The organism is Citrobacter gillenii (assembly GCF_013337685.1).
Lineage (GTDB): Bacteria > Pseudomonadota > Gammaproteobacteria > Enterobacterales > Enterobacteriaceae > Citrobacter > Citrobacter gillenii.
Genome location: NZ_SUQN01000003.1, coordinates 26,813 through 40,481, shown reverse-complemented (window position 1 = coordinate 40,481; position 13,669 = coordinate 26,813). Strand labels below are relative to the sequence as shown.

At 52.7% G+C, this 13,669-nt stretch carries 12 protein-coding genes; 8 read left to right on the top strand and 4 right to left on the bottom strand.

Annotation, left to right across the window (positions count from 1 at the left end; genetic code table 11):
* Positions 1–55: 55 nt before the first annotated feature.
* Complete coding sequence (degP, locus tag FCH32_RS07555) at positions 56–1,489, top strand: serine endoprotease DegP (RefSeq protein WP_115259410.1); 1,434 nt, start codon at positions 56–58, stop codon at positions 1,487–1,489.
* Between the two features lie 150 nt (positions 1,490–1,639).
* Positions 1,640–2,797 carry a DNA-binding transcriptional regulator CdaR gene (gene cdaR, locus FCH32_RS07550; protein WP_115259409.1) on the top strand — a complete coding sequence of 386 codons (1,158 nt, stop codon included), beginning with the start codon at positions 1,640–1,642 and terminating at the stop codon, positions 2,795–2,797.
* A gap of 87 nt (positions 2,798–2,884) precedes the next feature.
* Here the strand turns inward: cdaR and FCH32_RS07545 are convergent, their stop codons facing one another.
* The 4 genes from FCH32_RS07545 to map all read right to left on the bottom strand — a co-directional run bounded on the left by FCH32_RS07545 (position 2,885) and on the right by map (position 7,807).
* A complete protein-coding gene (locus FCH32_RS07545) occupies positions 2,885–3,271 on the bottom strand; it encodes a DUF3461 family protein (protein ID WP_096758245.1) in 387 nt (128 codons plus the stop codon).
* Positions 3,272–3,380: 109 nt separating this feature from the next.
* Positions 3,381–4,205, bottom strand: coding sequence for a 2,3,4,5-tetrahydropyridine-2,6-dicarboxylate N-succinyltransferase (gene dapD, locus FCH32_RS07540; RefSeq protein WP_115259408.1), 825 nt, complete (start codon positions 4,203–4,205; stop codon positions 3,381–3,383).
* 31 nt (positions 4,206–4,236) lie between these two features.
* The gene (gene glnD, locus FCH32_RS07535; RefSeq protein WP_174360711.1) at positions 4,237–6,909 is read right to left on the bottom strand and encodes a bifunctional uridylyltransferase/uridylyl-removing protein GlnD; all 2,673 of its coding nucleotides are present in this window, start codon (positions 6,907–6,909) and stop codon (positions 4,237–4,239) included.
* A gap of 103 nt (positions 6,910–7,012) precedes the next feature.
* Complete coding sequence (gene map / locus FCH32_RS07530) at positions 7,013–7,807, bottom strand: type I methionyl aminopeptidase (RefSeq protein ID WP_115259406.1); 795 nt, start codon at positions 7,805–7,807, stop codon at positions 7,013–7,015.
* Positions 7,808–8,131: 324 nt separating this feature from the next.
* On the opposite strand from map, the gene rpsB reads away from it, so the two are divergent.
* The 6 genes from rpsB to ispU all read left to right on the top strand — a co-directional run bounded on the left by rpsB (position 8,132) and on the right by ispU (position 13,664).
* A complete protein-coding gene (gene rpsB / locus FCH32_RS07525; protein WP_016151758.1) occupies positions 8,132–8,857 on the top strand; it encodes a 30S ribosomal protein S2 in 726 nt (241 codons plus the stop codon).
* 134 nt (positions 8,858–8,991) lie between these two features.
* The gene (gene tsf, locus FCH32_RS07520) at positions 8,992–9,843 is read left to right on the top strand and encodes a translation elongation factor Ts (RefSeq protein WP_096758241.1); all 852 of its coding nucleotides are present in this window, start codon (positions 8,992–8,994) and stop codon (positions 9,841–9,843) included.
* A gap of 146 nt (positions 9,844–9,989) precedes the next feature.
* The gene (gene pyrH / locus FCH32_RS07515) at positions 9,990–10,715 is read left to right on the top strand and encodes a UMP kinase (RefSeq protein WP_096758240.1); all 726 of its coding nucleotides are present in this window, start codon (positions 9,990–9,992) and stop codon (positions 10,713–10,715) included.
* A 139-nt stretch (positions 10,716–10,854) separates the two neighbouring features.
* Positions 10,855–11,412 carry a ribosome recycling factor gene (frr, locus tag FCH32_RS07510; RefSeq protein WP_115259405.1) on the top strand — a complete coding sequence of 186 codons (558 nt, stop codon included), beginning with the start codon at positions 10,855–10,857 and terminating at the stop codon, positions 11,410–11,412.
* Between the two features lie 108 nt (positions 11,413–11,520).
* Positions 11,521–12,717, top strand: coding sequence for a 1-deoxy-D-xylulose-5-phosphate reductoisomerase (gene ispC, locus FCH32_RS07505; RefSeq protein WP_117342284.1), 1,197 nt, complete (start codon positions 11,521–11,523; stop codon positions 12,715–12,717).
* Positions 12,718–12,905: 188 nt separating this feature from the next.
* Complete coding sequence (gene ispU, locus FCH32_RS07500; RefSeq protein WP_115259402.1) at positions 12,906–13,664, top strand: (2E,6E)-farnesyl-diphosphate-specific ditrans,polycis-undecaprenyl-diphosphate synthase; 759 nt, start codon at positions 12,906–12,908, stop codon at positions 13,662–13,664.
* Positions 13,665–13,669: the final 5 nt, after the last annotated feature.

Genomic DNA, 13,669 nt, shown 5'->3' with positions numbered 1-13,669 from the left:
ACGACTCTGACGTATACAGCAATTTTGCGTTATCAGTTAATCGAGAATGAAACACATGAAAAAAACCACATTAGCAATGAGTGCACTGGCTCTGAGTTTAGGTTTGGCGTTGTCCCCTCTGTCTGCAACGGCGGCTGAGACTGCGTCTTCAGCAACCACGGCTCAACAGATGCCAAGTCTGGCCCCGATGCTCGAAAAAGTGATGCCATCGGTGGTGAGTATTAATGTCGAGGGGAGCACGACGGTGAATACGCCGCGTATGCCGCGTAATTTCCAGCAGTTCTTTGGGGATAACTCCCCGTTCTGCCAGGACGGTTCTCCGTTCCAGAGTTCCCCATTCTGTCAGGAAGGCGCACCGGGCGCGGGTAATGGCGGCGGTCAGCAGCAGAAATTTATGGCGCTGGGTTCCGGCGTGATTATCGATGCTGCAAAAGGTTATGTTGTGACTAACAACCACGTGGTGGATAACGCCACAGTGATTAAAGTCCAACTGAGCGACGGGCGTAAATTTGACGCGAAAATGGTCGGCAAAGACCCGCGTTCTGACATTGCGCTGATTCAGATTCAGGATCCGAAGAACCTGACTGCAATCAAGTTGGCAGACTCCGATGCGCTGCGCGTGGGTGATTATACCGTGGCGATTGGTAACCCGTTTGGACTCGGTGAAACGGTGACCTCCGGTATTGTTTCTGCACTGGGTCGTAGCGGCCTGAACGCAGAAAACTATGAAAACTTTATCCAGACCGATGCGGCGATCAACCGTGGTAACTCCGGTGGCGCACTGGTCAACCTGAACGGTGAACTGATCGGTATTAACACCGCGATCCTCGCGCCGGACGGTGGCAATATCGGTATCGGTTTTGCTATCCCAAGCAACATGGTGAAAAACCTGACCTCGCAGATGGTTGAGTTCGGTCAGGTGAAACGCGGTGAGCTGGGAATTATGGGGACAGAGCTGAGCTCTGAGCTGGCGAAAGCGATGAAAGTGGATGCCCAGCGTGGGGCATTCGTCAGCCAGGTGATGCCGAACTCTTCCGCAGCGAAGGCGGGTATTAAAGCCGGTGACGTGATTACCTCGCTGAACGGTAAGCCGATCAGCAGCTTCGCCGCGCTGCGTGCGCAGGTGGGTACGATGCCGGTAGGCAGCAAAATCAGCCTTGGCCTGCTGCGTGACGGTAAACCTGTGACGGTGAATCTGGAACTGCAGCAGAGCAGCCAGACTCAGGTTGATTCCAGCTCCATCTTCAAAGGTATTGAAGGGGCGGATATGAGCAACAAAGGTCAGGACAAAGGTGTCGTGGTCAGCGATGTAAAACCAAAAACGCCGGCAGCGATGATTGGCCTGAAGAAAGGGGATGTAATTATCGGAGCTAACCAGCAGCCGGTGAAAAACATTGCCGAACTGCGCAAAATCCTCGACAGCAAACCGGCTGTTCTGGCGCTGAATATTCAGCGTGGTGACAGCTCCATCTATCTGTTGATGCAGTAAGCCTCTCTAAACCCCTTCCCGGCAGCGGGGAGGGGTTTCTTTTTGTGAACCCTCCCACAACTCCATACTTCTCTCCTTCAGTTTGTGCATCTGCACAATGCCGCCGATTATTATCTTCCTTATGCTGAGCATTGCTCACAGGAGGGGTTTATGGCTGGCTGGCATCTTGATACCAAAATGGCGCAGGATATTGTGGCGCGCACGATGCGCATCATCGATACCAATATCAACGTAATGGATGCCCGTGGGCGGATCATTGGTAGCGGCGATCGCGAGCGTATTGGTGAATTGCACGAAGGTGCACTGCTGGTGCTTTCACAGGGCCGGGTGGTAGATATTGACGATGCGGTCGCGAAGCATTTGCACGGCGTACGACAGGGGATAAACCTGCCGCTACGACTCGAAGGTGAAATTGTTGGCGTCATTGGCTTAACCGGCGAGCCGGAGCATCTGCGCAAATACGGCGAGCTGGTGTGTATGACCGCCGAAATGATGCTGGAGCAGTCGCGTCTGATGCACCTGCTGGCGCAGGACAGCCGTCTGCGTGAAGAGCTGGTCATGAACCTGATTCAGGCGGAGGAAAATACGCCCGCGCTGATGGAATGGGCACAGCGTTTAGGCATTGATTTGAACCAGCCGCGCGTGGTAGCGGTGCTGGAAGTCGATAGCGGCCAACTGGGCGTTGACAGCGCGATGGCAGAACTGCAGCAGCTACAGAATGCATTGACCACGCCAGAGCGTAACAACCTGATTGCGATTGTGTCACTGACCGAGATGGTGGTGCTGAAACCCGCTCTTAATCAGTTTGGCCGTTGGGACGCGGAAGATCACCGCAAGCGCGTAGAGCAGCTTATCGCTCGCATGAAAGAGAACGGACAGCTGCGTTTTCGCGTGTCGCTGGGTAACTTCTTTACTGGACCAGGCAGCATTGCCCGTTCTTACCGCACGGCGCGGACGACGATGATGGTCGGTAAGCAGCGTATGCCGGAAAACCGCAGCTATTTCTATCAGGATTTGATGCTGCCGGTGTTACTGGACAGCCTGCGCGGCGGCTGGCAGGCCAACGAGCTGGCGCGTCCGCTGGTACGGCTAAAAGCAATGGATAATAATGGGTTACTGCGTCGGACGTTAGCGGCATGGTTTCGCCATAACGTGCAGCCGCTGGCGACGTCAAAAGCGTTGTTTATCCACCGCAATACGCTGGAATATCGTCTGAATCGTATCTCTGAGCTTACCGGGTTGGATTTGGGAAATTTCGACGACAGGTTATTGCTGTATGTGGCGTTACAGCTGGATGAACAGCATTGATTGATTGCCTGATGGCGCTACGCTTATCAGGCAAAATGCCGGGTGGCGGCTTCGCCTTACCCGGCCTACGAATACATCCACCCACGGTTATTTACGCGTCAGTTTTTCCAGATCGGATTCAATTTCGCTGATCTTGTTGGTGACGACGCTTTCCAGATGTCGTAAGTCATCGAGGATCTTGCGTTTGAGATCGACTTCACTGCGATCGCGCTGGCAGATCTGATCCAGTTCATCAATCACATAGCGCAGGTTCGGGCTGATCTCCTGCACCTCTTTGTAACCCTGGCCGATACCATCGGCAACCACGGTTTTACGCTGACGGGGATACTTAAACTTAACGCTCTTGGCAAAAAACTCGCCTTTATCCTTCTGGAAATAGATTTTCAGGATATCGTTGTTGGCTTCTTGCCGCAGGCTGTAACGATCGATCTCTTCAGGATTGGTAATGCCCAGACTTTTCAGATTGTCATACATAGCGGTACCCTTAAGCTCACTATAACCATTGAATAATTAACGAAAAGCCTTGTTTATGCCACTCGCAGATGTAAAAAAAGCGGGCTAAGCCCGCTTTTTCAAATTGCCGTTAGTCGATGGTACGCAATAGCTCGTTAATTCCGACTTTGCCACGCGTTTTGGCGTCGACTTTCTTGACGATTACCGCGCAGTACAGGCTGTACTTACCGTCTTTCGACGGCAGATTTCCCGATACCACAACCGAACCCGCCGGAACGCGGCCATAGAAAACTTCGCCGGTTTCGCGGTCGTAGATTTTGGTGCTCTGGCCCAGGTATACGCCCATGGAGATAACGGAGCCTTCTTCGACGATCACGCCTTCTACTACTTCAGAACGCGCACCAATGAAGCAGTTGTCTTCGATGATGGTTGGGTTCGCCTGTAACGGTTCCAGCACGCCACCGATGCCAACGCCACCGGACAGGTGAACGTTTTTACCGATTTGCGCACATGAGCCGACGGTTGCCCAGGTATCCACCATGGAGCCTTCATCAACGTAAGCACCGATGTTGACGTAAGACGGCATCAGGACGGTGTTACGTGCGATATAGGCACCCTGGCGCACGGCAGCAGGGGGAACTACGCGGAAGCCTTCTTTCTGGAAGCGCGCTTCGTCGTAGTTGGCGAATTTCATCGGGACTTTATCGAAATAGCGGCTTTCTGCGCCATCGATAACCTGGTTGTCGTTAATACGAAAAGAGAGCAGTACCGCTTTCTTCAGCCACTGATGTGTGACCCACTGACCCTCAATCTTTTCTGCAACACGCAGCGCACCGGAATCCAGCAGAGAAATAACCTGATTTACCGCTTCACGGGTTACGGTATCTACATTTGCCGGAGTAATTTCGGCGCGGCGCTCGAAAGCGGACTCAATAACGTTCTGTAACTGCTGCATTGTTAAACTCTTTCCATAATAAATAAACACATCACCCTTTATCGTTTGGATTGAGGGCCTCTGTCAACCGTTGATGTACTTCCTGCTGCAGCGCATTATTAAGGGCGCGCCGGTCGGCCGTTGCTATTATGAATAAATCTTCTACTCGCTCGCCAATGGTTGTAATTCGGGCGCCATGCAGCGAAATTCCCAGATCGGCAAAAATCTGTCCGACCCGCGCCAGCAGGCCGGGCTGGTCGAGCGCGATAAGCTCGAGGAATGATTTTCGGTCGGTATGGGTCGGTAGAAAAGTCACCTCGGTCTCGACGGTAAAGTGACGTAGTTTTGCTGGTTGGCGGCGCGGTTGTGGTGGCTGCCAACTGCGTTGGGTGATCGCCTGCTCCAGTCCTGAACGGATGGCGTCGTGGCGGTCCGACGACAGCGGACTGCCGTCCGGCTCCAGTACGATAAATGTATCCATCGCCATGTTATCGCGAGTGGTGAAAATTTGCGCATCGTGGACGCTAAGGTTTCGCCGATCCAGTTCGGCACAAACCGCGGCAAACAGATAGGGACGGTCCGGACTCCAGATGAAAATCTCCGTTCCGCCGCGCGTGGCCTGTGGGCTGAGTAAGATTAGCGGCTTGCTCATGTCGTGCTGCAGTAGATGGCGCGCATGCCAGGCCAGCTGGTTTGGGCTGTGGCGCACGAAATAGTTGGCGCGGCAGCGCGACCAGATATGGTGCAGCGCTTCTTCATCAATGTTGTCCATGCGCAGCAGCGCCAGCGCCTGCAGCTGGTGATGACGCACGCGTTCGCGCATATCCGGCGTGTTTTGCATGCCGCGACGTAGCTGTTTTTCGGTAGCGAAGTACAGCTCGCGCAACAGGCTTTGTTTCCAGCTGTTCCACAGCGTTTCGTTGGTGGCGCAAATGTCCGCCACCGTCAGGCACACCAGGAAGCGCAGGCGGTGTTCCGTTTGCACTTCTTCGGCGAACTGCTTGATGACTTCGGGGTCCTGAATATCGCGGCGCTGGGCGGTAACCGACATCAGCAGATGCTGGCGGACCAGCCAGGCGACCAGCTGTGTTTCGCGGGAATTCAGCCCGTGCAGTTCGGCAAACTTGAGGACATCCTGAGCACCGAGAACCGAGTGGTCGCCGCCGCGACCTTTGGCGATATCGTGGAACAGCGCGGCAATCAGAATCAGCTCCGGCTGGCGCAGACGTGGCCAGAGATCGACACACAGCGGGTGACGCTGACGGGTCTCTTCTTTGGCAAAGCTTTCCAGCTTTAGCATCACGCGAATCGTGTGTTCATCCACCGTATAGGCATGAAACAGGTCAAACTGCATTTGGCCGACAATGTGCGACCACTGCGGCATATAGGCCCACAGCACACTGTGACGATGCATCGGCAGCAGGCCACGGCTCACCGCCCCCGGATGGCGTAACATGCTGAGAAACAGCGAACGCGCCTCCGGGATGTAGCACAGCGGTTGTGTCAGATGGCGGCGGGCATGGCGCAAATGGCGCAGCGTAGTGGAGTAAATCCCGGTGATCGCGCTATTGCGCACCATGGTGTAAAACATCCGCAGAATGGCTTCCGGTTCGCGGATAAATAGATCGTCGTTACGCAAATCAATTAACGTGCCGCGTAGCTGAAAGTCGTCATCGATCGGGCGCGGCTTTTCATCTGCGGATAGAGCGAGGATGGCCTCATCAAACAGCTGTAGCAGCATGTGGTTCAGCTCACTGACCCTGCGCGTGACGCGAAAATAGTCTTTCATCATCCGTTCGATAGGCTCGTTGCCTTCACCGCCGTAGTGTAGCCGTTGCGCGACGCTAAGCTGACGGTCAAACAGTAGACGGTTATCGTAACGCGTGACTTCCAGATGCAGTGCGAAGCGAATGCGCCAGAGGATGTGCAGACACTCATTCAGTTCAGCACGTTCCGCCAGCGTCAAGAAGCCGAATCCAACCATCTCATCCAGCGACGTGGCGCCAAAGTGGCGGCGGGCTACCCACTGGAGGGTGTGGATATCGCGCAGGCCGCCGGGGCTACTTTTGATATCCGGTTCCAGATTGTAGCTGGTGCCGTGATAGCGCTGGTGGCGCAGGTTCTGCTCTTCCACTTTGGCGGCGTAAAATTTATCGGAGGGCCAGAAGCCTTCGCTAAAAATATGTTTTTGTAGCTCAAGAAACAGCGCCACGTCGCCAATCAGCAGGCGTGTTTCAATCAGGTTAGTGGCGACGGTTAAATCGGACAGGCCTTCCAGCAGACACTCTTCCAGCGTACGCACGCTGTGCCCCACCTCCAGTCTCACATCCCACAACAGCGTTAGCAGTTCGCCGACCTTCTCGGCCTGCGCATCAGGCAGTTTTTTACGACTCAGAATCAGCAGGTCGATATCGGAAAGCGGGTGCAGTTCGCCACGCCCATAGCCGCCGACGGCGACCAGCGCCAGATCGGCAATTTGACCGAAACCGGCTTCAATCCACAGGCGTTGCAGCAGTTGGTCAATAAACTCGGTGCGCGCTTCGATCAACTGCTCTGCGGAAATACCACTGTCAAAGGCTTCACCTAACCAGTTCTGAAACGAATCGATATGCGTTTTAATGCCGCGACAGTTGAGATCGTGCTGAGGCCAGGTTCCCGGGTTTTGCGGTTGGCCCGGCAGGGTGGGGAGGGCAGTATTTGCGTGTTGTTCAGGAAGAGTATTCATTGTGCGCCACCCATAAAAAAGCCGGATGACGCTTACGCTTATCCGGCCTACGGGAGAGTGCCATTTGTAGGCCTGATAAGCGACAGCGCCATCAGGCAAAACATTATTCGTCGTGTGTGATGACCGCCGGGATAGTGTCATCCTTGCGTAACGTCAGAATTTCACAACCGTTTTCCGTCACCACAATAGTATGCTCGTACTGTGCAGACAAGCTACGGTCTTTGGTTTTTACCGTCCAGCCGTCTTTCATGGTGCGGATACGATAATCACCGGCGTTGAGCATCGGTTCAACGGTGAAGGTCATGCCCGGTTGCAGCACTACGCCGCCATCGTCTGCATCGTAGTGCAGAACCTGAGGTTCTTCATGGAAGCCGCGACCGATGCCGTGGCCGCAGTATTCGCGTACCACAGAGAAGCCTTCGCCTTCCGCGTATTTCTGAATGGCTGCGCCTAGTGTGCGCAGACGAATACCCGGTTTTATCATCCGCAGCGCCAGATACAGGCTTTCCTGCGTGACGCGGCACAGACGCTCGCCCAGAATCGTCGGCTTGCCGACGATAAACATTTTGGAGGTGTCACCGTGGAACTCGTCTTTAATCACGGTAACGTCGATGTTGACGATATCGCCGTCTTTCAGGTGCTTGGCGTCGTCCGGGATCCCGTGGCATACCACTTCATTAATGGAGATGCAGACGGATTTCGGATAACCGTGATAACCCAGGCACGCGGAGATCGCCTGCTGCTCGTTCACGATGTAGTCATTGCAGATACGATCCAATTCGCCGGTGCTGACGCCCGGTTTGATAAACGGTTCGATCATTTCCAGCACTTCGGCGGCCAGACGACCAGCGACGCGCATTTTTTCGATTTCTTCAGGGGTCTTGATTGAGATAGCCATAAATTCTGTCCATCAGTGTCGATGATTTCGACAATAATTGTGTAAGTGCTGCTAATGGTATCAGTCAGGGGTGTACCCTGCCAAATTGAGAATCATTAACAGCACAGACCGCCAACTATTATTGGTGTCTATGGCGTATTTGTGGTATAAAGCGCGCCGGACTTCCGATCCATTCGAAGACTACACACGATGGACGGGAGCGACAAATCTCACTTTGTGTAACAACACACACGTATCGACACATATTCCGGGGTGCCCTTTTGGGTCGGTAATATGGGATGCGTGGAGGCTTAACCCCAACTTTTATATATAGAGGTTTTAATCATGGCAACTGTTTCCATGCGCGACATGCTCAAGGCTGGTGTTCACTTCGGTCACCAGACCCGTTACTGGAACCCGAAAATGAAGCCTTTCATCTTCGGTGCGCGTAACAAAGTTCACATCATCAACCTTGAGAAAACTGTACCGATGTTCAACGAAGCTCTGGCTGAACTGAACAAGATCTCTGCTCGTAAAGGTAAAATCCTTTTCGTTGGTACTAAACGCGCTGCAAGCGAAGCGGTGAAAGAAGCTGCTAACAACTGCGACCAGTTCTTCGTGAACCATCGCTGGTTGGGCGGCATGCTGACTAACTGGAAAACCGTTCGTCAGTCCATCAAACGTCTGAAAGATCTGGAAACTCAGTCTCAGGACGGTACTTTCGAAAAGCTGACCAAGAAAGAAGCGCTGATGCGCACCCGTGAGCTTGAGAAACTGGAAAACAGCCTGGGCGGTATCAAAGACATGGGCGGTCTGCCGGACGCTCTGTTCGTAATCGATGCTGACCACGAGCACATTGCTATCAAAGAAGCAAACAACCTGGGTATCCCGGTATTTGCAATCGTTGATACCAACTCTGATCCGGACGGTGTTGACTTCGTTATCCCGGGTAACGACGACGCAATCCGTGCTGTGACCCTGTACCTGGGCGCTGTAGCTACTACCGTTCGTGAAGGCCGTTCTCAGGATCTGGCTTCCCAGGCGGAAGAAAGCTTCGTAGAAGCTGAATAATAAGGCACGCTCGTTAGAGCCCCCTTATAAACCAGGTTGTATCACGTTTGGTTAGGGGCCCTTTAGGCCCCTTTTTCACTTTTAAATCTGTGCGGTTTGACGCCGGGCAGATCAAATCTTCCGAGGATTTTAGAATGGCTGAAATTACCGCATCCCTGGTAAAAGAGCTGCGTGAGCGTACCGGCGCAGGCATGATGGATTGCAAAAAAGCACTGACTGAAGCTAATGGCGACATAGAGCTGGCAATCGAAAACATGCGTAAATCTGGTGCGATCAAAGCGGCGAAAAAAGCAGGCAACGTTGCTGCTGATGGCGTGATCAAAACCAAAATCGACGGCAACTACGGCATCATTCTGGAAGTTAACTGCCAGACTGACTTCGTTGCTAAAGATGGTGGTTTCCAGGCATTTGCAGACAAAGTTCTGGATGCTGCAATCGCGGGCAAAATCACTGACGTTGACGTTCTGAAAGCACAGTTCGAAGAAGAACGTGTTGCGCTGGTTGCTAAAATCGGTGAGAACATCAACATCCGTCGTGTTGCTTCCATCGAAGGCGACGTACTGGGTTCATACCAGCACGGTGCGCGTATCGGTGTTCTGGTTGCGGCTAAAGGCGCAGACGAAGAGCTGGTTAAACAGCTGGCAATGCACATTGCTGCAAGCAAGCCTGAATTCGTTAAGCCAGAAGACGTATCTGCTGAAGTGGTAGAGAAAGAATACCAGGTTCAGCTGGATATCGCGATGCAGTCTGGTAAGCCGAAAGAAATCGCAGAGAAAATGGTTGAAGGCCGCATGAAGAAATTCACCGGCGAAGTTTCTCTGACGGGTCAGCCTTTCGTTATGGATCCGAGCAAATCTGTTGCTCAGCTGCTGAAAGAGCACAACGCTGACGTAACAGGCTTCATCCGCTTTGAAGTGGGTGAAGGCATCGAGAAAGTTGAGACTGACTTTGCAGCAGAAGTTGCTGCGATGTCCAAGCAGTCTTAATTTTTTAAAGGAGCCGCCTGAGGGCGGCTTCTTTTTGTGTCTGGCTTGTAAATTCAGCGAACCGCTATAGTGGCTACGTTGAAAAGCGACATACAATGTCGCTGGTATTAACTCATCTCATTCGTTGACAGTCTCAGGAAAGAAACATGGCTACCAATGCAAAACCCGTCTACAAACGTATTCTGCTTAAGTTAAGTGGCGAAGCGCTGCAAGGTTCAGAAGGCTTCGGTATTGATGCAAGCATACTTGACCGTATGGCTCAGGAAATCAAAGAACTGGTTGAGCTGGGTATTCAGGTTGGCGTAGTGATTGGTGGCGGTAACCTGTTCCGTGGTGCTGGTCTGGCGAAAGCGGGAATGAACCGCGTTGTGGGCGACCACATGGGCATGTTGGCCACCGTAATGAACGGTCTGGCAATGCGCGATGCGCTTCACCGCGCCTATGTGAACGCTCGCCTGATGTCCGCAATTCCTTTGAACGGTGTGTGCGATAACTACAGCTGGGCGGAGGCTATCAGCCTGCTGCGCAACAACCGTGTTGTTATCCTGGCGGCCGGTACCGGCAACCCGTTCTTCACGACAGACTCTGCAGCCTGCCTGCGCGGTATTGAAATTGAAGCTGATGTAGTGCTGAAAGCCACCAAAGTTGACGGCGTATTTACCGCAGATCCGGCGCAAGATCCAACCGCGACCATGTACGAACAACTGACCTATACTGAAGTTCTGGATAAAGAACTGAAAGTGATGGATCTGGCGGCGTTCACGCTGGCTCGTGACCACAAATTGCCTATTCGTGTCTTCAACATGAACAAACCGGGTGCGCTGCGCCGTGTGGTGATGGGTGAAAAAGAAGGGACGTTAATCACGGAATAATTCCCGTTGCGGCTAAATGCAGGTAATATTCTGCTTTAATGTCGCGGGATACGTCCCTCAAAATTAATCAAGACTATACTTGTCGCATCTTGCGTGGTGGATATGGTCTGACTGAAACAAGCTTTCAAGGATTCGTAACGTGATCAACGAAATCAGAAAAGATGCTGAAGTACGCATGGACAAATGCGTCGAAGCATTCAAAAATCAAATCAGCAAAATTCGCACGGGTCGTGCTTCTCCCAGCCTGCTGGATGGCATTATCGTGGAATATTACGGCACGCCAACTCCGCTGCGTCAGCTGGCAAGCGTAACGGTTGAAGATTCCCGTACTCTGAAAATCAACGTGTTTGACCGTTCTATGGGCCCGGCCGTTGAGAAAGCGATTATGGCTTCTGACCTCGGTTTGAACCCAAGCTCTGCGGGTTCTGACATCCGCGTTCCGCTGCCGCCGCTGACCGAAGAACGTCGTAAAGATCTGACCAAGATCGTGCGTGGCGAAGCAGAAGGCGCGCGTGTTGCCGTGCGTAACGTTCGTCGTGATGCTAACGACAAAGTGAAAGCGCTGTTGAAAGATAAAGAGATCAGCGAAGATGACGATCGCCGTTCTCAGGACGACGTGCAGAAAATGACTGACGCCGCTATCAAGAAAGTGGATGCGGCGCTGGCAGAGAAAGAAGCGGAACTGATGCAGTTCTGATTCGCCTGTACGCTTAAAACGCCGCTCAGAAGGTCTGCAAAGGCTGGATGGCGGCGTTTTGCTTTTTTCTGTCTATCCCCTAAAGGGTAAAATTCTTCAGGATGTCTGATGAAGCAATTAACCATTCTCGGCTCAACCGGCTCTATTGGTTGCAGTACGCTGGATGTCGTACGCCATAACCCGGAAACGTTTCGTGTTACTGCGCTGGTCGCGGGTAAAAATGTTGCCCGTATGGTCGAGCAGTGCCTGGAGTTCTCTCCCCGCTATGCAGTAATGGATGATGAAACAAGCGCTGCGCAGGTGAAAGCGGCTCTGCTGGAGCAGGGAAGTCGTACCGAGGTGATGAGCGGACAACAGGCGGCCTGTGATATGGCTGCGCTGGATGATGTCGATCAGGTGATGGCCGCGATTGTCGGCGCGGCGGGGCTGCTGCCTACGCTGGCGGCAATCCGTGCAGGCAAAAGCATTTTACTGGCGAATAAAGAGTCGCTGGTGACCTGCGGTCGTTTGTTTATGGATGACGTGAAGCGCCACAAAGCGCAGCTTTTGCCGGTAGATAGCGAACATAACGCGATTTTTCAGAGTTTACCCCAACCTATTCAGCACAATCTGGGATACGCTGACCTTGAGCAAAATGGCGTCATGTCCATTCTGCTTACCGGGTCTGGTGGCCCTTTCCGTGAAACGCCATTGCACGATCTGGTGTCAATGACCCCCGATCAAGCATGCCGTCACCCGAACTGGTCGATGGGACGAAAAATCTCCGTCGACTCTGCCACTATGATGAATAAAGGTCTGGAATACATTGAAGCGCGCTGGTTGTTTAATGCCAGTGCAAGCCAGATGGAAGTGCTGATTCATCCACAGTCGGTGATTCATTCGATGGTTCGGTATCAGGATGGTAGCGTTCTGGCACAACTGGGTGAGCCTGATATGCGCACGCCTATTGCCCATACTATGGCATGGCCGGAACGCGTCACATCTGGTGTGAAGCCTGTCGACTTTTGCAAACTGAGCGCGTTGACGTTTTCCGCGCCGGATTACCAACGCTATCCGTGCCTGAAACTGGCGATGGATGCGTTTGAGCAAGGGCAAGCGGCGACTACCGCGCTGAACGCTGCGAATGAAATTACCGTTGCCGCATTTCTGGCGCAACAAATTCGATTTACCGATATTGCCGAGCTCAATTTATCGGTACTGGATAAGATGGATTTGCAGGAACCCCAGAACGTTGATGACGTGTTGAGGGTTGATGCCGTTGCACGGGACGTCGCCAGAAAACAAGTGATGCGACTCTCAAGCTGATGATAATCCCTCTACAGAGATTCGTGCTATTTGTTAGCGTTGGGCTTCAGTGATATAGTCTGCGCCACCCGATCACAGGTATTGGCATTTTTTCGGTCGGGTAAGCCGTGGTTTGACACGGCTTTTTTGTGTAGAGGCTTCAGTATTCCTGAGTACCGTTAAATCCTTTCAGGGACTAAAAACGCGTTATGTTGTCTGCAACTCAACCATTAAGCGAAAATTTGCCAGCACATGGCTGTCGCCATGTAGCCATTATTATGGATGGCAATGGCCGCTGGGCGAAAAAGCAAGGGAAGATTCGCGCCTTTGGGCATAAGGCCGGAGCAAAATCCGTCCGCCGGGCTGTCTCTTTTGCTGCCAATAACGGTATTGATGCGTTAACGCTGTATGCCTTTAGCAGTGAGAACTGGAACCGACCTGCGCAGGAAGTGAGCGCGTTAATGGAATTATTCGTGTGGGCACTTGATAGTGAAGTGAAAAACCTGCATCGCCATAACGTTCGTCTGCGTATTATCGGGGATATCAGTCGATTTAACTCACGTTTGCAAGAACGGATTCGCAAGTCGGAAGCGCTTACAGCCCAGAATACGGGGTTAACGCTGAATATTGCTGCGAATTACGGCGGACGTTGGGACATTGTCCAGGGAGTCAGGCAACTGGCGCAACAGGTGCAAGACGGTCTGCTGCGCCCTGAGCAAATTGACGAAGAAATGCTTGGTCAGCAAGTTTGTATGAATGAACTGGCTCCTGTGGATTTAGTGATAAGGACTGGGGGAGAGCATCGCATCAGTAATTTTTTGCTGTGGCAAATTGCCTATGCTGAACTTTACTTTACGGATGTTCTCTGGCCCGATTTCGATGAACAAGACTTTGAAGGTGCGCTGCATGCCTTTGCTAATCGAGAGCGTCGTTTCGGCGGGACCGAACCCGGTGATGAAAAAGCCTGATGGGG

What these genes read in the sequence shown, in the direction of transcription:
- degP (WP_115259410.1), top strand. Translation starts at nt 56, where the DNA reads ATGAAAAAAACCACATTAGCAATGAGTGCACTGGCTCTGAGTTTAGGT.
- cdaR (WP_115259409.1), top strand. Translation starts at nt 1,640, where the DNA reads ATGGCTGGCTGGCATCTTGATACCAAAATGGCGCAGGATATTGTGGCG.
- FCH32_RS07545 (WP_096758245.1), bottom strand. Translation starts at nt 3,271, where the DNA reads ATGTATGACAATCTGAAAAGTCTGGGCATTACCAATCCTGAAGAGATC.
- dapD (WP_115259408.1), bottom strand. Translation starts at nt 4,205, where the DNA reads ATGCAGCAGTTACAGAACGTTATTGAGTCCGCTTTCGAGCGCCGCGCC.
- glnD (WP_174360711.1), bottom strand. Translation starts at nt 6,909, where the DNA reads ATGAATACTCTTCCTGAACAACACGCAAATACTGCCCTCCCCACCCTG.
- map (WP_115259406.1), bottom strand. Translation starts at nt 7,807, where the DNA reads ATGGCTATCTCAATCAAGACCCCTGAAGAAATCGAAAAAATGCGCGTC.
- rpsB (WP_016151758.1), top strand. Translation starts at nt 8,132, where the DNA reads ATGGCAACTGTTTCCATGCGCGACATGCTCAAGGCTGGTGTTCACTTC.
- tsf (WP_096758241.1), top strand. Translation starts at nt 8,992, where the DNA reads ATGGCTGAAATTACCGCATCCCTGGTAAAAGAGCTGCGTGAGCGTACC.
- pyrH (WP_096758240.1), top strand. Translation starts at nt 9,990, where the DNA reads ATGGCTACCAATGCAAAACCCGTCTACAAACGTATTCTGCTTAAGTTA.
- ispC (WP_117342284.1), top strand. Translation starts at nt 11,521, where the DNA reads ATGAAGCAATTAACCATTCTCGGCTCAACCGGCTCTATTGGTTGCAGT.
- ispU (WP_115259402.1), top strand. Translation starts at nt 12,906, where the DNA reads ATGTTGTCTGCAACTCAACCATTAAGCGAAAATTTGCCAGCACATGGC.